The organism is Streptomyces sp. NPDC058295, from assembly GCF_042880655.1.
Classification (GTDB): domain Bacteria; phylum Actinomycetota; class Actinomycetes; order Streptomycetales; family Streptomycetaceae; genus Streptomyces; species Streptomyces coriariae.
Map to the genome: position 1 here is coordinate 22,382 of NZ_JBHVYO010000008.1, position 21,530 is coordinate 43,911.

The following is a 21,530-nucleotide window of genomic DNA, read 5'->3' on the forward strand; positions in this document are numbered from 1 at the left end:
CTGCCCGTGCCTCCCAGGTGCGGTGTGGAACGGCTCAGCGGAGCCGCGACCGCTCGAATAGTAAGGTAAGCATTGCCTTACTTGATAGACCCCTTCTGGAACCACGGGCCTACGTCACCGTGGCTGAGGTTATGCTCACCTAACCTGCTGACAGGATTGTCCGGTGGTCCGCCAACAGGGGTCCGCGCGAGGGGCGATGACCCGACGGCACCCCGGCGAGACCCCCGGACCGCGACATGGAGACCGGCAAGTGGCTTCAGGCAGAAGGCTTCGCACCGCGGTGCTGGTGACATGCGTCGTCGCCCTCCTCATCGTCCTGTCCCTGCTGTCCGTGGCACTGGGCGCGCTGAACGTCCCGCTCGACCAGGTGGTCCGCGCTGTCCTGGGCCGTCCGCCCAGCCGCCTCGTCGACAACGTCGTCTGGTCGGTGCGGGTCCCCCGCACCCTGCTGGGCCTGACGACCGGCGCCGCGCTCGGCCTGTCCGGCGCGCTGATGCAGGCCCTCACCCGCAACCCGCTCGCGGACCCGGGCATCCTCGGCGTCAGCGCCGGGGCGTCCTTCGCGATCGTGCTGGCGGTCGCGGTGTTCGGGGTCGGATCGCTCTACGGCCATGTGTGGTTCGCGTTCGGCGGAGCGCTCGCCGCGAGCGTCCTGGTCTTCGCCCTGGGGCGGCTCGGGCGTTCCGGTGCCACGCCCGTGAAGCTGGCGCTCGCCGGGGTCGCCGTCACCTCGCTGCTGTCGTCGCTCACCAGTGCCGTGGTGCTGACCGACCAGGACGCCCTGGACCGCTACCGCTTCTGGTCGGCCGGCTCGCTGGCCGACCAGGACTCCGGTGAACTGCTGCGCATCCTGCCCTTCCTCGCCGTCGGCGCCGTCCTCGCCCTGTCCTGCGCGCCCGCCCTCAACAGCATGGCCCTCGGCGACGACGTGGCCGCCTCGCTGGGCCGGCGGCTCGGCCTGGTCCGCCTCCAGGGGGTCACCGCGGTGATGCTGCTGACCGGCGCGTCGGTCGCCGTCATCGGCCCCGTGGTCTTCCTCGGCCTGGTCGTGCCGCACATCGCGCGGGTCCTCGCCCAGCATGCCGGGATCGGCCCCGACCAGCGCTGGCTGCTGCCGCTGTCCGCCGCCCTCGCGCCCGTACTGCTGCTGTCCGCCGACATCCTCGGCCGGACGCTGGCCCGGCCCACCGAGATCCAGGCCGGCGTCCTCGTCGCCTTCCTCGGCGGCCCGTTCTTCATCGCCCTGGTCCGCCGCCGTAAGCTCGCGGAGGTGTGAGCGTGCCCGCACAGTCCCCGGACACAGCGCAGTCCCCGACCACCACACGTTCACCCACCACGGCGCACTCCCCGGCCGCACCGGCCGTCGAGGGCTCCCCCGCCGTCCCCGCGCACCCCGCGCTGCACGGCCGGCCGTTCCGGCTGGCCTTTCCCCCGGTCTCCGGCATGCTGCGCCCGCGTCTGGCGCTGACCGGGGTGCTCGTCGCCGCGGGCGCGTTCCTGCTGTTCTGCTGGGGCCTCACCCTGGGCGACTACCCCGTGCCCTTCACCGACGTCGTCAGGGCGCTCGGCGGCGCGGGCGACCCCGGCACGGTCGTCGTCGTACAGGATCTGCGGCTGCCGCGCGCGCTGACCGGGCTGCTGGTCGGCATCGCGTTCGGCGTCTCCGGGGCCGTGTTCCAGACGATGACCCGCAACCCGCTGGCCAGCCCCGACATGATCGGGCTGACCGAGGGCGCCGGAACGGCCGTCGTGGCGGCCGTGGTTCTCGGCTGGACGGGCGGCCTCGGACTGTCGACGCTCGGACTGCTGGGCGCCCTGACGACCGCGCTCCTCGTGTACGCGCTGGCGTGGAAGGGCGGGACCACCGGGTACCGCATCATCCTCGTCGGCATCGGCGTGTCCTGGATCTGCACCAGCGCCACCGACTTCCTCGTGGCGCGTGGCAGCCGGTTCCAGGCGCAGGAGGCCATCGGCTGGCTGGTCGGCAACCTCAACGGCCGGACCTGGGACCAAGTGGACTCCCTGGCCCTCGCCATGGCCGTGCTGCTGCCGGTCACCCTGGCCATGGGCCGCTGGATGCGTACCCTCCAGCTCGGCGACGACGTGGCCGCGGGGCTCGGCACACCGGTCCAGCCGGTCCGGCTGGCCCTGCTGCTGGCCGGCGTGGGGCTGGTCGCCTTCGGCACGGCGGCGGCCGGCCCGGTGGCCTTCGTGGCCCTGGCCTGTCCGCAGATCGCCCAGCGGCTGGCGGGCACCGCGTCGCCGCCCCCGGTCGTCTCCGGTCTCACCGGCGCGTTGGTCGTCCTCGGTTCGGATCTCCTCGCCCGCGAGGCGATCCCCGGGACGGAACTGCCGGTCGGGATCGTCACCGGCGCCCTGGGCGCGCCGGTCCTGCTGTGGCTGCTCATCCGCGCCAACCGCGCGGGCTCTGGAGGCTGATCCCATGTCGACCACCGACCCGCGCACCCCGCGCACCGCTCGGCCGACCGGGCCGAAGACCGGCGCCGGCGTCCCGCGTCCGTCCGGCGCCGGCGCGCACGCCACGGGCCCGGGAACAGCCCCTGGCGCATCCCATGCGCCGCCCCCCGGGCCGGAGTTGCGGGCCATGAACCTGCATCTCGCCTACGACGGACGGTCGGTGGTGAAGGATCTGGACCTCAGCGTGCCGACCGGCCGGATCACCGCCATCGTCGGGGCCAACGCCTGCGGCAAGTCGACCCTGTTGCGCGCGCTGGCCCGGCTGCTGACACCACGTCAGGGCGTCGTGGAACTGGACGGTGTCGCCCTGCGGTCCGTGCCGACCCGCGAACTCGCGCGCACCCTGGGCATCCTGCCGCAGACGCCGGTGGCGCCGGAGGGGCTGACCGTCTTCGACCTGGTGGGCAGGGGCCGTTCACCGCACCAGACCTGGTGGCGGCAGTGGTCCCAGGCGGACGAGGAGGCCGTGCACGGGGCGCTGGCGGCGACCGGTCTGACCGGCCTCGCCGACCGTCCGGTCGACGAGCTCTCCGGCGGCCAGCGGCAGCGCGCGTGGATCGCGATGGCGGTCGCCCAGGGCACCCCCGTCCTGCTCCTGGACGAGCCGACGACCTATCTCGACCTCGCCCACCAGATCGACGTGCTGGACCTGATCACGGACCTCAACCGGCGTGAGGGACGCACGGTGGTGATGGTGCTGCACGACCTCAACCAGGCGTGCCGGTACGCCGATCACGTCATCGCCATGAAGGCGGGCCGGATCGTCGCCGAGGGACCGCCCGCCGAGGTGGTCACCGAGGCCACCGTCGAGGACGTCTTCGACCTGCGCTGCCGGATCACCCCCGACCCGGTCAGCGGGACTCCGCTGGTCATCCCGCTGGGCCGGCACCACCACGACGGCGAGGTCCCGGCCGAGGACGCGAGGCCTGCGGCGATCGTCGACTGACGCGGCGACGGTCCCCGCGCCGCCCGGTCGGGGACCCGTCCGGTTCAGCCGTTCCCGTATCGGTCCAGGCCCTCAGGGCCGGGACGTCAGATACCCGCCCATGGTGCGGAACCAGTCGGTGGCCGCGTACTCGGTGCCGTCGTCGGTGCGCACCCGCCGCACCAGGAGACCCCGGCAGCGGCCCGACCAGGACTCGGCGCCCGCCACCACGACGACGCCGTCCCCCTCCCTGATGAAGATCCGGCCCGGCGTGCCGCCGTAGCACCCCTGCGACACGGCCGCCGAGACGATCCTCAGCCGCTGACCCCGGTGGAAGGCGTACGCGTTCGGGTACGGGTCCGACTGGGCCCGCACGAGCCGTTCCAGCCGCTCCGCGGGCCAGCTCCAGTCGATCCGGCTGTCCTCCGCCGACCGCTTGTGGAAGAAGCTGGCCCGGACACGGTCCTGCGGCACCCACTGGCCGGCGTCCCGGCCGGAGGCGATCAGGTCGAGCGACTCCCGCACGATGGGCGCGATGAGGTCGACGGTCCGGTGGAACAGGTCGGTCGCCGTGTCGGTGGGCCCCACCGGCACCGAACGCTGCAGCAGGACGTCCCCGGCGTCGAGTTCGGTGTTCATCCGGTGCGCGGTCACGCCGACGCGCGCCTCGCCGTTGAGCAGCGCCCAGATGATGGGCGAGAAACCCGCGTACGACGGCAGCAGCGAGTCGTGGATGTTGAGGGTGCCGTGCGGCGGCAGGTCGAACAGCTCGGGGGGCAGCCAGGTCCGCCAGTTGTTGGCGACGATGATGTCCGGCCGGGCCTCCGCCACCGCGGCCAGGAGTTCGGCGTCGTCGGGACGGTCGCGCAGCAGCACGGGGACGTCGCTCTTCTCCGCGAGTTCGGCGACGTTGTCGTCCCATATCTTCTCGTAGGCGTGCTCGCTCTTCGGATGGGTGACGACGAGGACGACCTCGTGGTCGGAGTCAAGCAGCGCCTGAAGCGTGCGGTGACCCCAGGTCTGGTAGCCGAGCATGACGACCCGCATGACGTTCTCCCCTTCAACGACTCATTGCAAGGTAAGCCTTACCTTATCTAGCATGGGCCTGCCTGAGGAGGCGATGCCAAGGTGAAGTCACCGCTCATGGGTACCGACGTCCTTCACGACGTCATCGGAATCGGATTCGGTCCATCAAATCTCGCTCTGTCCATAGCGGTCGAGGAGCACAACACAGGCCTTCCGGCAGACCGCCGCCTCAACGCCCTTTTCCTGGAGCGCCAGCCGCGCTTCGGCTGGCACCGCGGCATGCTCATCGACGACGCCACCATGCAGGTGTCCTTTCTCAAGGACCTTGTCACCCTGCGCAATCCGACCAGCGACTACAGCTTCCTCTGCTTCCTGCGCGAGCGGGGCAGACTGATCGACTTCCTCAACCAGAAAACCCTCTTCCCGCTGCGGATGGAGTTCCACGAGTACTTCGAGTGGGCCGCCGCCCGGGTCTCCCACCTGGTCTCGTACGGCAGCGAGGTGGTCTCCGTCGACCCGGTGCGCGACGAGGACGGCGAGGTGGCCTTCTTCGACGTCACCTTCCGCGACCTCGCGGGTTCCGGCGAGACCGTGACCCGAAGGACCCGCAACGTCAGCGTGGCCATGGGGCTGGAGCCGCATGTGCCGCCGGGTCTGGAACTCACCGAACTCGTCTGGCACAACAGCGAGTTGATCCCGCGCGCCACGCGACTGGGCGAGGCGGGTGAGCCGGTACGGCGGGCCGTCGTGCTCGGCGCCGGCCAGAGCGCCGCCGAGGCGGTGGACTACCTGCACCGCACCTTCCCCGAGGCCGAGGTGTGCTCGGTCTTCGCCAAGTACGGCTACACCCCGGCCGACGACAGCCCGTTCGCGAACCGCATCTTCGACCCGGAGGCGGTCGACGTCTACTTCTCGGCGCCCTCCGAGGTCAAGCAGTCGCTGATCGACTACCACCGCTCCACCAACTACTCGGTGGTCGACATGGAGTTGATCGAGGCCCTGTACGCCACCTCGTACCGGGAGAAGGTGGCGGGCCGGGAGCGGCTGCGCTTCCTCAACGTCTCGCGGGTCCGCGCCGTCGACCCCGGCGCGGACGGCGGTCTCGAGGTCGCCGTGGAGTTCCTGCCCACCGGCGAACGGCAGGTGCTCGCCGCCGACGTGCTGGTGCTCGCCACCGGTTACCGGCCGCGCGATCTGGCGTCGCTGCTCGGCGAGGCGGCCAAGCTCTGCCTGCGGGACGACGGGGACGCGGTCCGCGTGGGCCGGGACCACCGGGTGGAGACCGTGCCGGAGGTGACGGCCGGTCTCTACCTCCAGGGCGGGACCGAACACACCCACGGGCTGACCAGCACCCTGCTGTCGACCGTCGCCGTCCGGGCGGAGGAGATCCACCGCTCCGTACTGGCCGGAAGGCCGACGGCCTGACCCACCCCGACTCCCCGGGCCCGGAGGGTACGGCCCCTTCCGGGCCCGGGGTCCCCCTACGACGGCAGCGCCCGAGGCCGTTTCGCCCCGCCGGTCTCGTTAGGATCTCCTGATCATGGACGTGATGACGGGGAACGAGATGATCGCCATCCCGCCGGGGCAGGTGACGCTGTCGGACCGGCGGACGCAGCGCAGTTGGTCGGTGGAGCTGGCGCCCTACGAGCTCGCGGCCGGCCCGGTCACCCAGGCGCTGTACGCACAGGTCACCGGCCGGCGGCCGAGCACCGCCCACGGGGACCGGCTGCCCGTCGAGTGCGTCTCCTGGTGGGATGCGGCGAGGTTCTGCAACGCCCTGTCCGGGCGCGACGGGTTCACGCCCGCGTACCACTTCCGCGCCGACGACGAAGGGGTCGAGTGGGACGCGTCCGCCGACGGGTACCGGCTGCCGACCGAAGCCGAATGGGAGCACGCCTGCCGTGCCGGTACGACCGGACCGCGCTACGGGGAGCTCGACGAGATCGCCTGGTACCGCGGCAACTCGGACGAGCGCATCCACGCCGTGGGCGGCAAACACCCCAACCCCTGGGGTCTACACGACATGCTCGGCAACGTCTGGGACTGGTGCTGGGACGTCTACGACGCCGAGGTCTACGGCAGCTACCGGGTGCTGCGCGGCGGTGGCTGGTTCGATGAGCACTGGAGTTGCCGGGCCTCCGCGCGGCGCCGCAGCCACCCGGCCTTCCAGGTCGACGACGTGGGTTTCCGCCTCGCGCGTTCCCTCGGGTGACGACCGGTTCCCCTTTTGCCTTCACCCGGCGGGCCCGCGCGTCACCGGGTCGCGCTGCGCGGGCGCCTCGCCGCGCTTGGCTCGCATCGGACCCGTCTCATCGTCAGCCGGGCGGCCGGCCCTCCGTATCGGCGGCGGGAGCCTGGGCGGCCCGGACGGAAGACAGGGTGATCCGACGGTGCGCGGGATCGACGTCGATGATCTTCACCGTGAGGGCGTCACCGACCTCGATGACGCCCTCGGGCGAGGCGTCCAGCCGGCTGGTGTGCCAGCAGGTCAGCGCCCGCCGGAGGTCGAAGGCACGGGTGCGTCCCGGTGACGTTCGAGGGCGCGGCAGACGGTGGCACGGCCGGCGGAGAGGAACTCGGCGAAGGTGGCCGCGATGTCGAAGAACATCCTGCCACCGCGGGCGGCGAGGTCCCGCTGGTCCGGACTGCATCTCGCGTGGCCGACCCGTTCGCTCACGCCCGGAGCGTACGGTAACTCCCCGCTCGGCGTACAGATCACCGGACGTCCTCGACGAGACGCCGTCAGCGCCGGGAGATCCCCCGGGACTGTCGAGATCACGAGGCGCGGCGGCCTTTCACCGTCGTCCGGCCACCTCGGGCACGTGCGGCGCGGGGCCGCGCCGCCGCTCGCCGGCTCAGTACGGTCCGTGGGTCCAGCGGCCGTCCGTCATCGTGGCGTGCACGGGCATCGCGCGCAGGGCGTCCGGGCCGGCCCCCGACGGGTCCACGTCGACGACCACCAGGTCGGCCGGGTCGCCGACCCGGATGAGCCGGCGTCCGCGGGCCGCCGCGACCAGCGCGTCCTGGACGGACAGGCGCTGCTCCGGGTGCCAGGCGGGGCGTTCGTCGTCGGTCCGGCCGACGGCCGACGCGATGGCGAGCCACGGGTCGAGAGCCGAGACGGGGGCGTCGGAACCGAACTCCAGCCGGGCCCCGGCGGCGAGCAGATCGGCGTAGGCGAAGGCGCGTCCGGTGCGTCCGGCCCAGTGCCGGTCCGCCACGTCACGGTCGTCCGTCGCGTGCCGGGGCTGCACACCCGCCGTGACGCCCAGGCCGGCGAACCTCGGGAGGTCCTCGGGGCTCAGCAGTTGGGCGTGTTCGATCCGGCCCCGGCAGCGCACCGCCTCGAAGGCGTCCAGGGCCAGCGTGTTGGCGTGGTCGCCGATGGCGTGCACCGCGGGTTCGACACCGTGCGCGGCGGCCCGCCGCATGAGCCGCACCAGCTCGTGCGGTGACGTCTCCTCGATCCCGTGGGAACCGTCCGTGCCCTCCAGCCCCGGATAGGGGTCACGGCACAGCGCGGTCCGGGTGTTGAGCGAGCCGTCGGTGAAGAGCTTCAGCGGGCCCACCCGTATCAGGCTGCCGGGCCCGCCGAGCTCGTCGCCCGTGCGCAGTCCACGCTCCACGGCCGCGTCCAGGCGGCTCGGGTAGATCGCGGCCGACACCCGCACGGCCGGCCGGCCCGCGGCCGCGCGCCGCTCCCAGTCCGCGACCATGTCGCCGAACTGGAAGTCGATGACACCGGTGACCCCGCGTGCGGCGGCGGCCTCGCAGGCGTCCGCGATCCAGCCGTCGACCACCGCGGCCGGCGGCTTGGGGAGCGCGGACAGCACCTCGTGGCACTCGGTCTCCCTGACCAGGCCGGTGGGGTGGTCGCCCCGGCCGACGAGGGCGAGACAGGCCGAGTTCAGCCACGCGGCGTGCAGATCGGCGCTGACCAGGGCGACCGGCCGGTCGGGCAGGACCGCGTCGAGGAGCCGCTTGTGCGGCGCGTCGGGCCACAGCCCGTCCCGGAACCCGTATCCGAAGAGCACCGTGCCGTCGGGCGCCGCGCCGCCGCGTTCCCGGACCAGGTCGGCCACCGCTCGCGCGCAGGCGGTTCCGGCCAGGTCCAGACGGTGCCGGGCGCTGGCCCACTCCGCCATGTGGACGTGGGCGTCCCACAGTCCCGGCAGCAGCACCCGTCCGTCCAGGTCGATGACCCGCCCGCCGTCGGCCTCCCCCGCCCGTCCTTCGGCCTCGGCCTCCGCGACGACATGGGTGACCCTGCCGTCCGCGATCCGAAGCCGGGTGAGCGGCCCGCCGGCGCCGAGCCGCACCCGGTCGAGCGTCAGCGCGGCGCTTGCCTGGTCCGCCATGGGAGCCTCCCTCTGCGACGGCCGTCCCGACACACCGGAACCCGCCAAGTAAAGTGAGGCTTACCTTATCTAACGATCACGCTTCCGTCCCCCGTTCGGCCTCACCGAAGGAGAGGGTTGGGCAGCGGCAGATAGCGGGCGTCTGCGCCGTCCGCCCCCGTCCAGCGCAGCAGCAGGTTCGTCTTGCCGGGCACGGTGGGCGCGGTCAGCAGGGCGGCGGCCTCGGGAAGGTCGTGCCGGCCCAGTTCACGCCGCACGGCGGGCCAGGGGTCGAAGCCGGGGTGCCGCTCGGCGAGCGCCGCCGCGACCTCCCACAGATGGTTCACCACCAGGCAGTACACCAGCCGCTCCCAGCCGGCCGCCCGCCCCACGTCCGGCAGCAGTTTCACGCCCTCGGCGTCCCGGAACAGGGCCCGCACGGGGGTGCCCTCGGCGTCCACGGCGATGAGCGTGTTCTGAAGGTGCGCCTCGAGGACGACACCGTGGTCGGCGAGGGCCGTCAGCGCCGGGGGCACGACGACGGCCAGGTAGGCCTCCCACCAGGCCGCCGGGTCCGGCGCGGCGGCCAACGGGCTGCCGTCGAAGCCCTCCACGAGTCCCGCGGCGAGCAGCGCGGTCGCGCCGGGCGGCAGAGCGTCCGCCAGCCCGTCGCGGACCAGGACCGCGAGCTCCTCGAAGGCGAAGCCGGCGGTGCGGTAGCCGCGGTCGCTCAGCCAGACCGCCGGGGCCGGGCGGCGCGCCGCGGGGCCGCCGTCCGCCGCGAAGGCCCGGACCACCGCCTCGTCGGTCCGGCGCAGTTCCAGCAGGTCGTGCCGCCACAGCCGGCGGATGTCGTTGGTGATGCGGACGTCGAGGCTGAACTTCAGACAGAGGTCCCGCTCGGGTGCGTAGACCGTCCGCACGGCGGCCGTCGGCCACGCCTCGAAGCCGGTCGCGCCGAGCCGGACCAGGCGGCCGTCGGCGAAGGCCGGTGCGAGCTCCCGGCCGGCCAGCTCGAGCTGCCAGGGGTGGGCGGGCAGCAGCCGGTAGCCGGGCGGGGCCGTGCCGAGGGTGTCCAGCGCGGAGGTGTCGCCCTCCTCGACGACCGCGTCCTCGCGCAGCCCCAGCAGGACCAGCGGAAAGCGGGCGTGGGCCTCAGGGGCGTACGGCAGCCAGCCGGCCGGCGGGCCGCCGCCGCGCGCCTTGGGGGCGGGATGGTGGGGGTGGCCGGTGAGAAGCGACTGCTCGGAGCGCAGATAGGGGCCGGGCGGCGGGGTGGCCCGCGCGCGTGCGGTGAGCATCGCGGCCACCACGTCCCTGCTGTCGGTCATCTCGGCGGGCAGTTCGCGGTTGGCCAGCCCGGTCTGCCCGCGCAGCACCTCGGCGACCAGCCCGACGAGCGCGGCATGACCGAGGCGGTGCCAGGCGCCCGCCGTGTACACCTCGGGCTCGGCGGGCCGCCGGGTGCCGCGCACGCGCAGCAGCCGGGCGCCGCCGGACGACCCGTCGCCGGGCAGCCGGTACACGAACCGGCCGTCGCCGCCCGGCGGGCCGGGCAGCGGTTCGGCGACCTCCCGCAGCAGACAGTTGAGCAGCGGCGCCGCTGCGTAGGCGTCGGCGCGCTCGGCGACGCCGTCGGCGGACGCCGCGGCCTCGGCGGGCGGGGGGATGAGGTCCACGCGATCCACTGGTTCCCTGGTTCCCTACGGTTCTTCCGGGCGGAGACGATCATTATCGCGTCGTCACAACCCCTCCGTGACGTCGTACCCGCACCCTCAGGAGCCCACCCGTGCACCGTCCCCCCACCGCCGAGGCCGAGCTGGCCACGGAACTGGCCGCCGTACGCCCCTCCCTCGGCGCGCGGTACACGGCCGCACTGCCCGGGGCGAGGGCGGCCGTGCTGACCCGGCTGTGGCGGGCGCTCGTGCACGAGCCCCTGCCGTGGATCGCGCACCGCGGGGGGTCCGGCGGGGAGAGCGTGCTGCGGCTGCGCGACGGCCGCCGTCTGCACGGCCCGCGCGCGGACCCGTACGCGACCGCCGCCTATGTGACGGACGTACGGCTGGACGGTGTGGCGCACGACGATCCCGCGCGGCTGATGACGGAGCTCGCCGTGCCGCACGGCGCGGGCTTCGCCGCCGAACTCGGCCACAGCGTCGCGTCGTTGGCGCTCTCGCGGGCAGGGCAGGAGCCCGGCCCCGCCTCCTTGCCCGGCCTCGCCTCCCTGAAGGATCCGGGCACATGGCCGGTGCACGACTGGGAGTGGGAGCAGCGGGTGGTCGACGGGCATCCTTACCATCCCAACTGCCGTTCGCGGCCCGGCTTCTCGGCGGCCGAGCAGCTGGCGTACGGACCCGAGCACCGGCCCTCGGTGCGGCTGGGACTGCTGCCGGTGCCGGCCGACGAGTGCCTGGTGTCGGGCGCGTGGCCACGGGAGCTGCGCGACGGGACGCGGCTGGTGATCCCGGTGCATCCGTGGCAGGCGGCGCACGTGCTCAAGCGGTCCTGTGAACAGGAGACCACCGCGCATCCGCTGATGTCGTTGCGCACCCTCGCCCTCGACGACGGCCCGCACGTCAAGACCGCGCTGAGCACCCGCCTGACCTCCTCCGTACGGGACATCTCCGTCGGCTCCATCACGGCCTCCGCGGCCCTCTCGGCGTTCGCGGAGAGCCTGACCCCGCACACGGACGGCTTGCTGCACATGACCCGCACCCTCGGCGCGGCCACCGCGAACTCCCCCGATCTGGCTGCCGTGTTCCGGGAGTCGCCGCGCGTGTTCGGGGCGCCCGGCGAACACGTCGTCCCGGTCGCCGCCCTGGCCGGTACCGAACTGCCCTCCTCCCCGGTCTGGTCGGCGGAGTTCGCCCGTCTCGCGCTCACCGTCGGGCTGCGGCTGCTGGAGCTGGGCGTGGCGTTGGAGGCGCACGGCCAGAACCTGCTCGTCGTGCTGTCGGCGTCGGGCGCCCCGCTGCGGCTGGTCTACCGCGACCTGGCCGACATCCGGGTCAGTCCGGCCCGACTGGCCCGGCACGGCATCCCGCTGCCGGACGAACTGCCCGAGCGGATCCGCACGGACGACGTGAGGGCGCTGCGGCGCAAACTGTTCGGCTCCCTGGTCGCGGGCGCGCTGGCCGGGACGGCGGGCAGCCGCCCGACCCTGCGGGCCGCCCTGGAGGCGGCCGTTGGGGATCTCCCGCGTTCGCCGGACCTCGTGGCGTTGTGCGAGGAACCGCTTCCGGCGAAGGCGCTGACGCTGATGCGGTTGTCGGCGGGGGCGCCCGGGGACCGGTGGGCCCTGTTGCCCAACCCGCTGGCCGAGGACGCGCGTTGACCGGGTGACGAGCCCCGGCCGGGGACGAAGTCCGGTCCGGATGTCGAAACCGGTTCCCCCGCCGTTTTGTGGCCGGACGCCTCCGATCAATAGGATCCGCCGATGATCAGAACACAACGGCTGGCGGCGGGCGTCTGCGCCCTGCTCGCCGCGCTCACGGCAGGGATCGCGTTCCCGGCCGGGGCGGTCGCCGACGAGACCACCGCCACCGCGCCCAAGGTCGACCTGGTCCTCGACGTCAGCGGTTCGATGCGGACGAAGGACATGGACGGCGGGACGCGGATGGCCGCGGCCAAGCAGGCGTTCAACGAGGTGCTGGACGCGACCCCGGAGAACGTTCTCCTGGGCATCCGCACCCTGGGCGCCAACTACCCGGGCGACGACCAGAAGACGGGCTGCAAGGACACCGCGCAGCTCTACCCGGTCGGCCCGCTGGACCGGACCGAGGCCAAGACCGCGGTGGCGACCCTGTCGCCGACCGGCTGGACGCCGATCGGCCCGGCCCTGCTGAAGGCCGCCGACGACCTCGACGGCGGCACCGGCTCCAAGCGCATCGTGCTGATCAGTGACGGCGAGGACACCTGCGCTCCGCTCGACCCGTGCGAGGTGGCCCGTGAGATCGCGGCGAAGGGCATCGGCCTGACGATCGACACGCTCGGCCTGGTGCCCAACGTCAAGATGCGTCAGCAGCTCAGCTGTATCGCCGAGGCGACCGGCGGCACCTACACCTCGGTGGAGCACACCGATGAACTCACCGACCGGGTCAACCAGTTGGTCGACCGGGCCGCCGACCCCGTGGTGACGCCGGTCGCCACCGAGGGCGCGGCCTCCTGCTCCGCGGCCCCGGCCCTGAAGTCCGGGCTGTACACCGACCGCGAGGAGTTCGGCCAGGAGCGCTGGTACAAGGTCGACGTCGAGCCGGGCCAGGAGCTGCGCGCCTCGGTGAGCGTGTCGGCGGACCGGACCATGAACCCCGACTACGGGGTGCTGCTGCGGGCGGTCACGGTGCACGGCCGGGAGATCGTGCGCGGCGAGGCGGCCGGCAACGGCCGTACCGACGTGATCTCGACCGGTCTGCGCTACCCGAAGGCGGAGAGCGACGAGGACGAGGCGCCCGCCGAGACGGTGTGCGTGCAGGTCACCAACTCCTATTCGGCGGCCGCGGGGGTGAAGACCACGCCGGGCATGCCGCTGGAGCTGACCGTGGACGTGGTCGACGGCCCGTCGCCGGCGAGCGACGTGGCCTCCTTCGGCCTCGGGCGCGGCTGGTGGCTGCTGGGTGTCCTGGTGCTGTTCGGCTTCCTCGCGGGTGTGCTGTGGGGCTGGGTGTCCCGCTGGCGGGTCGCGGTCTGGAGGACCAACTGATGCGTATCACACGAGTGTTGAGCGGCACCCTGCTGGCGCTGGGGCCGGTGCTCGGGCTGGCGCTCGGACCGGCGGCCGTACCGGCCGCGGCCGACTCCACCCCGTCGGCGAGCCCGTCCGACGACAGCTCCGCGCCGACCGAGGCGGGCACGTCGTTCCGTACGGCGACGGAGATCGACCAGGGGCAGACGGCGACGGCGAGCGGGTCGGCGGGCGACTACCTCTACTGGTCGTTCCCGGCGGACTCAGGGCAACGCCCCACCGTCAAGGCGACGGTGAAGCTGCCGGAGACCCACACCACGCAGACCTGGCAGGTCGACGTGTACGACGGTCTGCGGCGTCGTCAGGCCTGCCAGTACGGCGCTCAGACGCGCACCGCCGGCCAGGGCACGGCCTCGGTGGAGCTGGCCTGTGTGCTGCGCACGGTCCGCGCCTGGTCGGAGCCGTGGGCCGACGACCCGCTGCCGGGCACGTACTACGTCCGGCTGACGGCCCTCGACCTCAAGGCGGCCGACCTGGGTCTGCCGGTCAGCACGGAACTGCGGGTGGACTCCAAGGACATCGGGGGCGCCGCGGCCGTCGACGGCTCGCTGGCGAAGCCGCTGGTTCCGGGCATCGCCGTCACGTCCGGGGCGGAGGAGGACGATGCCGACGACTCATCGGCCACGGCCGTGCTGTCGAGCATCGAGCCGGACGACGGCTGGGCGTCCGGCTGGTGGTCCGACCGCTGGGTGTGGACCGCGATCGGCGCGGTGCTGGCCGCCCTCGCCGGGATCGGCGGATACACGCTGACCCGGGGGTCGGGACGTCCGCGGCAGGTACCACCGGGCGCCTGACGCTCGGTTGACGCCCGATCAGAAGGCCTGCCGCGGCACAGTGGCGGGCCTTCTGTCATGCCCGGCGCCCCGCCGCTCGTGACGCCTTCCCCCGCACCCGCCCTCAGGTCTCCCGCAGCGCCTTGGCCAGGGTGCCGTCGCCCTCGACCTCGATCCGCCCGGCCCGTACGGCGTCGAGCACACCCAACTCGCCCTGGGCGACGGCCGTGCAGGTGTCCGTGTCGAGGACGAGTCGCGCGTCGGGCTCCCCGGGCGCGGGCCCGTCGCCGTACACCGGCCCGTCCTCCGCGCCGACGTCCAGATGGAAGACCCCTTCGTCGAGCCGGACTTCGACGAGGCCCGCGCTCCCGGACACCTCGCCGTCGAGCCTGCGCAGCAGCGGCAGCGCGAACCAGTGCGCGCGGAGGGCGTCGGTGGGCCGCCGCTCGCCGAGTTCGCCTTCACCCCACTCGCCCAGGGCCTGCAGGACGGGCAGCAACCCCCGTCCGCGCCCGGTGAGTTCGTACACGTAGGCCGCGCCCGGCGGGGGCAGCCGGCGCCGGGTGGACAGCCCGTCCCGCTCCATGTCCTTCAGCCGGGAGGCGAGCACGTCCGTGCTCACCCCGGGCAGATCGGCGTGCAGGTCCGTGTAACGGCGCGGGCCGGCGAGCAGCTCCCGGACGATCAGCAAGGTCCAGCGGTCGCCGACGGTGTCGAGCGCACGGGCGGCGGAACAGTACTGGTCGTAGCTTCGGCGAGGTGACATGGAGCGCAGTCTAGACATGTCGTTGGACTTTCCAAGCTGGAACTTGGTAAAACCAAGCAACACACAACCGGAGGGGCGAGCGCGCATGGAGTTCCGGCAGTCGAACAAGCTGAGCGAGGTCTGTTACGAGATCCGCGGCCCGGTGATCGAGCAGGCCGACGCGCTGGAGGCGGCGGGCCACAGCGTGCTGCGTCTGAACACCGGCAACCCCGCGGCCTTCGGCTTCGAGGCGCCGGAGGAGATCCTCCAGGACATGATCCGGATGCTCCCCCGGGCGCACGGCTACACGGACTCGCGGGGCGTCCTGTCCGCCCGCCGCGCCGTGGCCCAGCGCTACCAGGAGCGGGGCCTGGAGGTCGGCGTCGACGACGTCTTCCTCGGCAACGGTGTGTCGGAGCTGGTCTCGATGGCCGTACAGGCCCTGGTCGAGGACGGCGACGAGGTCCTGATCCCGGCCCCGGACTTCCCCCTCTGGACGGCGGTCACCACCCTCGCCGGCGGCAAGGCGGTCCACTACCTCTGCGACGAACAGGCCGAGTGGTACCCGGACCTGGACGACCTGGCGTCCAAGATCACCGACCGCACCAAGGCCGTCGTCATCATCAATCCCAACAACCCCACCGGCGCGGTCTACCCGAAGGAGATCATCGAGGGCATCCTCGACCTCGCCCGCCGGCACGGCCTGATGGTCTTCGCCGACGAGATCTACGACCAGATCCTCTACGACGACGCCGTCCACCACTCGGCCGCCGCGCTCGCGCCCGACCTGGTGGTCCTGACCTTCTGCGGCCTGTCCAAGACGTACCGGGTGGCGGGTTTCCGCTCGGGCTGGCTCGTGGTGACCGGCCCCAAGCAGCACGCCAAGAACTACCTGGAGGGGCTCACCATGCTGGCCTCCATGCGCCTGTGCGCCAACGCGCCCGCCCAGTACGCCATCCAGGCGGCGCTCGGCGGCCGCCAGTCCATCCACGAGCTGACGGTGCCGGGCGGCAGGCTCTACGACCAGCGCGTGACGGCCTGGGAGAAGCTCAACGAGATCCCGGGCGTGTCGTGCGTGAAGCCCAAGGGCGCGCTGTACGCGTTCCCGCGCATCGACCCCAAGGTGCACCCGATCCACGACGACGAGAAGTTCGTCCTGGACCTCCTCCTGAGGGAGAAGATCCAGGTCGTCCAGGGCACCGGCTTCAACTGGCCGACCCCCGACCACTTCCGCATCCTGACGCTGCCGCACGCGGACGACCTGGAGGCGGCGATCGGCCGGATCGGGCGGTTCCTGAGCGGCTACCGCCAGTAGGGGGGCGGAGCGCCGGGGCCGTCGGAGCACGCCAGGCCGAGCACGCGGCCGAGAGGCTCGGCGGGACCCTGCCCGACGGGGTTCCCCGGGCTGACGCCTCCTCCCGCACGCCGCCGATCGCCGGCGTGCGCACGCCCAGGTCCTGTGTCACGGTGCTGGGAGGCACGGCAGGAAGGGGCACGCGCGCGTGGGCGACCTGTTTCTCGTGCGGCACGGGGAGACCGAATGGTCACGCTCGGGCCGGCACACCGGATCGACGGACGTCCCGCTCACCGAGCACGGCCGGGACGAGGCACGACGGCTGGTGCCGCTGATCCGTGCGCAGCGGATCGGGGCCGTGTTCGTGAGCCCGGCGCAGCGCGCGCGGGAGACGGCGGAGCTGATCGGACTGCACGAGGCCCGGGTCGACGCCGACCTGCGGGAGTGGGACTACGGCAGCTACGAGGGCATCACGACGGCCGAGATCCAGCGGACGCGACCGGGCTGGTTCCTGTTCGCCGACGGGGTCCCGCCAGGCCCGCCCGACCGTCCCGGGGAGACGCCCGAGCAGGTCGGCGAGCGGGCCGACCGGGTGCTGGACCGGGTCGACGCTGCACACGCCGACGCCGGGCAAGGCGTGGTGCTGGTGGCACACGGGCACTTCCTGCGGGTGCTGACCGCCCGCCGACTCGGACTGCCGGCCTCGGCCGGATCCCTGTTCCAGCTGGCGACGGGGACGCTGTGCCGGCTGGGCACGGAGCACGGGCGGCCGGTGATCGCCGCCTGGAATGTCAGACCCGGGCCGTAGCCTTCGACGTGGCCCCCGCCGGGGGCGGCACGTGAGGGGAGCCCGCCGTGACACGACCGCCGACCGCCGCCCAGCGGCGGGTGATCGACGCCGCCGACCCGGTCACCGGGCGGCTGCGGGGCACGCCGACACAGCTGGCGGCGCTGGTACGGCACGGGCTCGCCTTCCGGCACCCGCGCCCGCCGCACGACCACTTCCTGACACCGGCGGGGCACCGGACACGCGAGGCGGCCCCGGCGCCCGGGACCACACCCGGGACCCCATCCGAGGCCGCACCCGAAGCCGCTCCGGCAGGCGCTGGAGCGGGCGCCGCGGCAGGCGCTCCGCAGGCTGCTGCCGAGCCGCCGACGGCGGACACGGGCGTGTTCGCCGCACGCGTCGGCGGCGAGCAGGACATCGGGCCGACCGCCGCTCCCTCCCGGGCCCGCGAGGTGCACAGCGCCTGGCAGGGCCTGCTCGAGCTGCGCCGGATGACCAACCCGGACGGAGGCACGGACCGGCCGTGCGGCTGGGAGCGCGCCCACCTCGTACGGGCCGCCGCGCTGGCCCTGGAGGCGGCCGGCCACCGCCCCGCCGGGCCGCGGGGCACCGACGGCTACCGGGTGCGGGCGACCCCGCAGCCGGAGGCGGTCGCCGTGCACGGACCGGACGACACGACACTGCGGGCCTGCGCGGCCACCCTGGAGGAGACGGGCTGGCAGGCCGGCGAGCACACCGATCCCCGCACCCGAACACGCTATCTGCTGGCCTCCCCACGCCGGGTGTGAGGGACATGCCAAGATCGGGCAGGGCACCGACATCGAGAAAGCGAGAAGGGGACACCGTGAGCGAGCCGTTCTCCGTCCGGATCACCGTACGCGGATACGAGACCGACGTGCAGGGGCACCTCAACCAGAGCGTGTACATCAACTACGCGGAGCACGCCCGCTGGTCACTGCTCCGGGCCGCGGGCATCACCCAGGCCGGCCTGCTCGCCAAGGGAGTGGGCCCGGTCGCCCTGGAGACGACCATCCGCTACCAGCGCGAACTGCTGGCGGGCGACGAGGTCGACGTGACCTGCGTCTTCGAGTGGGGCGGCGGCAAGACGTTCCGGATCCGGCAGACCATCAGCAAGGCGGACGGCACGGTGTCCGCCCAACTCTCCTCGGTCGGCGGCCTGCTGGACCTCAAGGAACGCCGGATGGTGGCCGACCCGACGGCCTACTTCAAGGAACTGGCCGCAGATCCGGGCCTGTTCGGGCTGTAGCTCACACCGTCTCCGTTTCCCGCTCGGTGTCGTAGGCCGCCCGCGCCTCGGCGATATAGACCCTGTTGCGCTCGGCCCAGTTCGTCAGGCGCTGCAAGGTCTCGTGCAACTCCATTGCCACCGGGGTCAGTTCGTACTCGACCTTGGGCGGCACCGTCGGGTGCACCGTGCGGGTGACGAGCCCGTCGCGCTCCAGGTTGCGCAGGGTGAGCGTCAGCATGCGGCGGCTGATGCCCTCGATGCTGCGCTCCAGCTCCGTGAAACGGATGGGGCCGTGCGTCGCCGCGACGAGGATCTGCACGCTCCACTTCCCCGAGACCCTGTCAAGAACCTCTCGCACCGGGCAGGCGTGCGCGTTCACGACCTGCGAGGTAACACCGGTGTTCCCCTGGGACATCGAAGTGCCTCCTTATGCCGTTCTCCATGGTTATCCACGATGGTCCCCGTTACAAGTCGTGCACCAAGGGTTCCCCAGGAGAATGTGGAGGCCACGCCGCCATGACGGCCATCGCCGAGTCCCCGAGACCGACACCGACACACACATCGGCATCAAAACGAACGTACTCCCGCTGGGCGTCCCTCGTCGTCCTGTGCGCGGGAACCCTGATGACCATCCTGGACGGCAACATCGTCACCGTGGCGATGCCCGCCATCCAGAGCGACCTCGGGTTCAGCGCCCCGGGGCTGGCCTGGGTCGTCAACGCGTATCTCATCCCCTTCGGCGGCCTGCTCCTGCTGGTCGGCCGGCTCGGCGACCTGGTGGGACGCAAGCGGATGTTCGCGGCGGGCCTCGCGGTGTTCACCGCGGCGTCCGTGCTGTGCGGGGTCGCCGGCAGCCAGGGGGTGCTCATCGCGGCACGTGCCCTGCAGGGTGTCGGCGGGGCGATGACCTCGGCGGTGGTCCTGGGCATGCTCGTGACCCTCTTCCCCGAGCCGCGTGAACAGGCCCGCGCCATCGCGGTGTTCAGCGCGGTCGGCGCGGCGGGCGGTGCGCTGGGCACGTTCCTGGGCGGGGCGCTCACCCAACTCGTCAACTGGCACTGGATCTTCCTCATCAACCTGCCGATCGGCATCGTGGCCTGGCTCGCGGCCGTCCGCGTCCTCGCGCCGGAGAACGGCGTCGGGCTCGGCAGGGGCGCCGACTACCCGGGCGCGGCCCTGGTCACGAGCGCGCTCATGCTGACCGTGTACGTCATCGTCGGCGCCGGCGGCCGCGACGGCACCGCGACCGCGCTGCTTGCCCTGCTCGCCGCGGCCCTGTTCACGGGGTTCGTCCTGCGCCAGGCCAGGGCCGCGCGACCGCTGCTGCGCCTGCGGCTGTTCGGCTCCCGGCTGCTCAGCGGGGCGAACGCCGTCCAGGTGCTGATGATCGCGACGATGTTCGGCTTCCAGTTCATCGGCGCGCTGTACGTGCAACGCGTCCTCGGGTACAGCGAGTTGGCGACCGGCACGGCGTTCCTGCCCGCGCCGGTCGCGATCGGCCTGCTGATGCTGTTCCTGTCCGCGCGGACCCTCGGCCGCTTCGGCCCGTACCGCGTCCTGCTGGGCGGTCTGGTGCTGATCACCGCCGGAATGGCGCTGCTGAGCCGCGCCCCGGCCGACGGTTCCTACGCCGCCGACTTCCTCCCGCCCATGCTGCTGATGGCCGCCGGTTTCGCCGCCGCGATGCCCGCACTGACCGGACTGGCCATGTCGGGAGCCCGGGAGGAGGACGGCGGCCTGGCCTCCGGACTCTTCAACACCACGCAGGTGGTGGGTGGTTCGCTCGGCCTCGCGGTGCTGTCCACCCTGGCCGCCGGCCGCACGGACGACCTGCTCGACGGGGGCACACCACTCCTGCCGGCCACGGCGGAGGGCTACCAGCTGGCATTCCGGGTCGCTTCGCTGATCGCGGCAACGGCACTGGCACTCGCAGCAGCGACCCTCCGGACGAGGCGCCCGGAGGGAGACAGCGACAGTGGCTGAGGGTGCCGGGGGGCCGGGGGCCGGGGGACCGGGGCTGAGAACGGGCGAGTGCCGAGGCGGAGGCCCGGCGGGGCTCAAGCCCATCGGGGGCGGAGACCCAGCGCGGGCAGAGACCCAGCGCCAGCAGAGACCCAGCGGGGCCGAGACCCAGCGGAGGGGACCCGGCAAGGGGGCGGGCCTCGGGCGGAAGCCCGGCGGAGCGAAGGCCGACCGGAGCGAAAGCCCGGCAGGGCGGACGGCAGGCCGAAAGCCCGGCAGCGTGTGCGGCGGGGCGAAGGCCCGGTGGGGGCGGGTGAGCGAGGGGCCCGGTCGCTCGGCCGCCCCCGTGGCTCATGCGGTGCCGAAGGCCTCCCGGTGGTCCCGTGCCCACGCGCGGTACGTCCGGGCCGGACGTACCAGCAGTTCCCGCACGTCCTCGGTGACGACGGCGTTCCCGCCTCGGCGGACGTACGCGGAGCCCGTCGCGATCCCGTCCGCCACGGCCTCGTCCTGCCCCCAGCCGAGGAGGTGCTCGCGCACCTCGTCCTGGGCGAGGTCGTGTGTCGTCACCGGCCGGCCGAGAACATCCGTGAGGACGGCGGCCTGGCCGGGCACGCTGATGGTCTCGGGGCCGGTCAGCGTGTACGTCCGGCCCGTCCGGCGCTCGTCGAGGAGGACCACCGCCGCCGCCTCCGACACGTCCCGCGGGTCGACGATGCCCTGGAGGCCGTCGCCGCTCAGGTTCGGTACCGGCTCGCCGGCGCCGATCGCCTGCGCCCAAGCGAGTGTGTTCGAGGCGAAGGACGAGGGCCGGAGCACCGCCCACTGGGCCCCGCTCTCCCGGACGGCCCGCTCGCCGGCGACATGCCACTCCCCTCCCGGGCCCACCTCGGGATTACCGGTGGCGATCGCGGACAGCTTGACCAGCCTCCCCACGCCCGCGGCCCGCGCCGCCGCCACCAGGGCGCCGTCGTGCTGCACGGACGGTCCCGGCAGACCCACCAGGAAGGCCGCCGTCACTCCGGACATCGCCGCCTCCAGGGAGGACCGGTCGAGGTAGTCCCCACGTGCCACCTCGACCTCCGCAGGCAGGTGCGACCTCGCGGGATCGCGGGTCAGGGCACGCACCTTCTCGCCGCGCGCGGCCAGGTGTCGTACGAGTTCGCTGCCGATGGTGCCCGTGGCACCGGTCACGAGAATCATGTCGACCACG

Annotated in this window: 20 protein-coding genes; 13 read left to right on the forward strand and 7 right to left on the reverse strand. The window is 73.1% G+C overall.

Annotation, left to right across the window (positions count from 1 at the left end; genetic code table 11):
- Positions 1 to 196 precede the first annotated feature (196 nt).
- From ACFVYS_RS10645 to ACFVYS_RS10655, 3 genes are all read left to right on the forward strand, one after another.
- Positions 197 to 1,276 carry a FecCD family ABC transporter permease gene (locus ACFVYS_RS10645; protein WP_389500773.1) on the forward strand — a complete coding sequence of 360 codons (1,080 nt, stop codon included), beginning with the start codon at positions 197 to 199 and terminating at the stop codon, positions 1,274 to 1,276.
- 167 nt (positions 1,277 to 1,443) lie between these two features.
- Positions 1,444 to 2,439, forward strand: a complete 996-nt coding sequence (locus ACFVYS_RS10650) for a FecCD family ABC transporter permease (protein WP_389501080.1) — start codon at positions 1,444 to 1,446, stop codon at positions 2,437 to 2,439.
- Positions 2,440 to 2,443: 4 nt separating this feature from the next.
- Positions 2,444 to 3,424 (forward strand): ABC transporter ATP-binding protein, encoded by a 981-nt coding sequence (locus tag ACFVYS_RS10655; RefSeq protein WP_389500775.1) that lies wholly within the window; start codon positions 2,444 to 2,446, stop codon positions 3,422 to 3,424.
- A gap of 72 nt (positions 3,425 to 3,496) precedes the next feature.
- On the opposite strand, the gene ACFVYS_RS10660 is transcribed toward ACFVYS_RS10655, so the two are convergent.
- Entirely contained in the window at positions 3,497 to 4,450 is a 954-nt protein-coding gene (locus ACFVYS_RS10660) for a methionyl-tRNA formyltransferase (protein WP_389500777.1), read from the reverse strand.
- A gap of 96 nt (positions 4,451 to 4,546) precedes the next feature.
- Between ACFVYS_RS10660 and ACFVYS_RS10665 the strand changes: the two genes are divergently transcribed.
- Together ACFVYS_RS10665 and ACFVYS_RS10670 are read left to right on the forward strand one after the other, a co-directional pair.
- Positions 4,547 to 5,854 carry a lysine N(6)-hydroxylase/L-ornithine N(5)-oxygenase family protein gene (locus ACFVYS_RS10665; protein ID WP_389500779.1) on the forward strand — a complete coding sequence of 436 codons (1,308 nt, stop codon included), beginning with the start codon at positions 4,547 to 4,549 and terminating at the stop codon, positions 5,852 to 5,854.
- Positions 5,855 to 5,969: 115 nt separating this feature from the next.
- The gene (locus tag ACFVYS_RS10670) at positions 5,970 to 6,641 is read left to right on the forward strand and encodes a formylglycine-generating enzyme family protein (protein ID WP_389500781.1); all 672 of its coding nucleotides are present in this window, start codon (positions 5,970 to 5,972) and stop codon (positions 6,639 to 6,641) included.
- 276 nt (positions 6,642 to 6,917) lie between these two features.
- Here ACFVYS_RS10670 and ACFVYS_RS10675 read toward each other — a convergent pair whose 3' ends face one another.
- The 3 genes from ACFVYS_RS10675 to ACFVYS_RS10685 form a co-directional block, all read right to left on the reverse strand.
- Positions 6,918 to 7,106 (reverse strand): hypothetical protein, encoded by a 189-nt coding sequence (locus ACFVYS_RS10675; RefSeq protein ID WP_389500783.1) that lies wholly within the window; start codon positions 7,104 to 7,106, stop codon positions 6,918 to 6,920.
- A gap of 178 nt (positions 7,107 to 7,284) precedes the next feature.
- On the reverse strand, positions 7,285 to 8,787 hold the full coding sequence (locus ACFVYS_RS10680; RefSeq protein ID WP_389500785.1) for an amidohydrolase: 1,503 nt from the start codon (positions 8,785 to 8,787) through the stop codon (positions 7,285 to 7,287).
- 101 nt (positions 8,788 to 8,888) lie between these two features.
- Entirely contained in the window at positions 8,889 to 10,454 is a 1,566-nt protein-coding gene (locus ACFVYS_RS10685; RefSeq protein WP_389500787.1) for an IucA/IucC family protein, read from the reverse strand.
- A gap of 101 nt (positions 10,455 to 10,555) precedes the next feature.
- Here ACFVYS_RS10685 and ACFVYS_RS10690 point away from each other — a divergent pair, with 101 nt between their 5' ends.
- The 3 genes from ACFVYS_RS10690 to ACFVYS_RS10700 all read left to right on the forward strand — a co-directional run bounded on the left by ACFVYS_RS10690 (position 10,556) and on the right by ACFVYS_RS10700 (position 14,301).
- Entirely contained in the window at positions 10,556 to 12,100 is a 1,545-nt protein-coding gene (locus tag ACFVYS_RS10690) for an IucA/IucC family protein (protein ID WP_389500789.1), read from the forward strand.
- Between the two features lie 102 nt (positions 12,101 to 12,202).
- The gene (locus ACFVYS_RS10695) at positions 12,203 to 13,465 is read left to right on the forward strand and encodes a VWA domain-containing protein (RefSeq protein ID WP_389500791.1); all 1,263 of its coding nucleotides are present in this window, start codon (positions 12,203 to 12,205) and stop codon (positions 13,463 to 13,465) included.
- On the forward strand, positions 13,465 to 14,301 hold the full coding sequence (locus ACFVYS_RS10700; protein WP_389500792.1) for a hypothetical protein: 837 nt from the start codon (positions 13,465 to 13,467) through the stop codon (positions 14,299 to 14,301). Before ACFVYS_RS10695 ends, ACFVYS_RS10700 begins: the two co-directional genes overlap by 1 nt.
- Before the next feature lie 103 nt (positions 14,302 to 14,404).
- On the opposite strand, the gene ACFVYS_RS10705 is transcribed toward ACFVYS_RS10700, so the two are convergent.
- Positions 14,405 to 15,046 (reverse strand): winged helix-turn-helix transcriptional regulator, encoded by a 642-nt coding sequence (locus ACFVYS_RS10705; protein ID WP_389500794.1) that lies wholly within the window; start codon positions 15,044 to 15,046, stop codon positions 14,405 to 14,407.
- Positions 15,047 to 15,131: 85 nt separating this feature from the next.
- Here ACFVYS_RS10705 and ACFVYS_RS10710 point away from each other — a divergent pair, with 85 nt between their 5' ends.
- The 4 genes from ACFVYS_RS10710 to ACFVYS_RS10725 all read left to right on the forward strand — a co-directional run bounded on the left by ACFVYS_RS10710 (position 15,132) and on the right by ACFVYS_RS10725 (position 18,373).
- Positions 15,132 to 16,340 carry a pyridoxal phosphate-dependent aminotransferase gene (locus ACFVYS_RS10710; RefSeq protein WP_389500796.1) on the forward strand — a complete coding sequence of 403 codons (1,209 nt, stop codon included), beginning with the start codon at positions 15,132 to 15,134 and terminating at the stop codon, positions 16,338 to 16,340.
- Positions 16,341 to 16,527: 187 nt separating this feature from the next.
- A complete protein-coding gene (locus ACFVYS_RS10715; protein ID WP_389500798.1) occupies positions 16,528 to 17,127 on the forward strand; it encodes a histidine phosphatase family protein in 600 nt (199 codons plus the stop codon).
- 47 nt (positions 17,128 to 17,174) lie between these two features.
- On the forward strand, positions 17,175 to 17,894 hold the full coding sequence (locus ACFVYS_RS10720; protein WP_389500800.1) for a hypothetical protein: 720 nt from the start codon (positions 17,175 to 17,177) through the stop codon (positions 17,892 to 17,894).
- A gap of 56 nt (positions 17,895 to 17,950) precedes the next feature.
- Complete coding sequence (locus ACFVYS_RS10725; protein ID WP_389500802.1) at positions 17,951 to 18,373, forward strand: acyl-CoA thioesterase; 423 nt, start codon at positions 17,951 to 17,953, stop codon at positions 18,371 to 18,373.
- 1 nt (position 18,374) lies between these two features.
- Here the strand turns inward: ACFVYS_RS10725 and ACFVYS_RS10730 are convergent, their stop codons facing one another.
- The gene (locus ACFVYS_RS10730) at positions 18,375 to 18,770 is read right to left on the reverse strand and encodes a winged helix-turn-helix transcriptional regulator (RefSeq protein ID WP_389500804.1); all 396 of its coding nucleotides are present in this window, start codon (positions 18,768 to 18,770) and stop codon (positions 18,375 to 18,377) included.
- Between the two features lie 209 nt (positions 18,771 to 18,979).
- Between ACFVYS_RS10730 and ACFVYS_RS10735 the strand changes: the two genes are divergently transcribed.
- Positions 18,980 to 20,338, forward strand: coding sequence for an MFS transporter (locus ACFVYS_RS10735; RefSeq protein WP_389500806.1), 1,359 nt, complete (start codon positions 18,980 to 18,982; stop codon positions 20,336 to 20,338).
- Positions 20,339 to 20,668: 330 nt separating this feature from the next.
- Here ACFVYS_RS10735 and ACFVYS_RS10740 read toward each other — a convergent pair whose 3' ends face one another.
- Positions 20,669 to 21,520, reverse strand: a complete 852-nt coding sequence (locus ACFVYS_RS10740; RefSeq protein WP_389500808.1) for an NAD(P)H-binding protein — start codon at positions 21,518 to 21,520, stop codon at positions 20,669 to 20,671.
- Positions 21,521 to 21,530 lie beyond the last annotated feature (10 nt).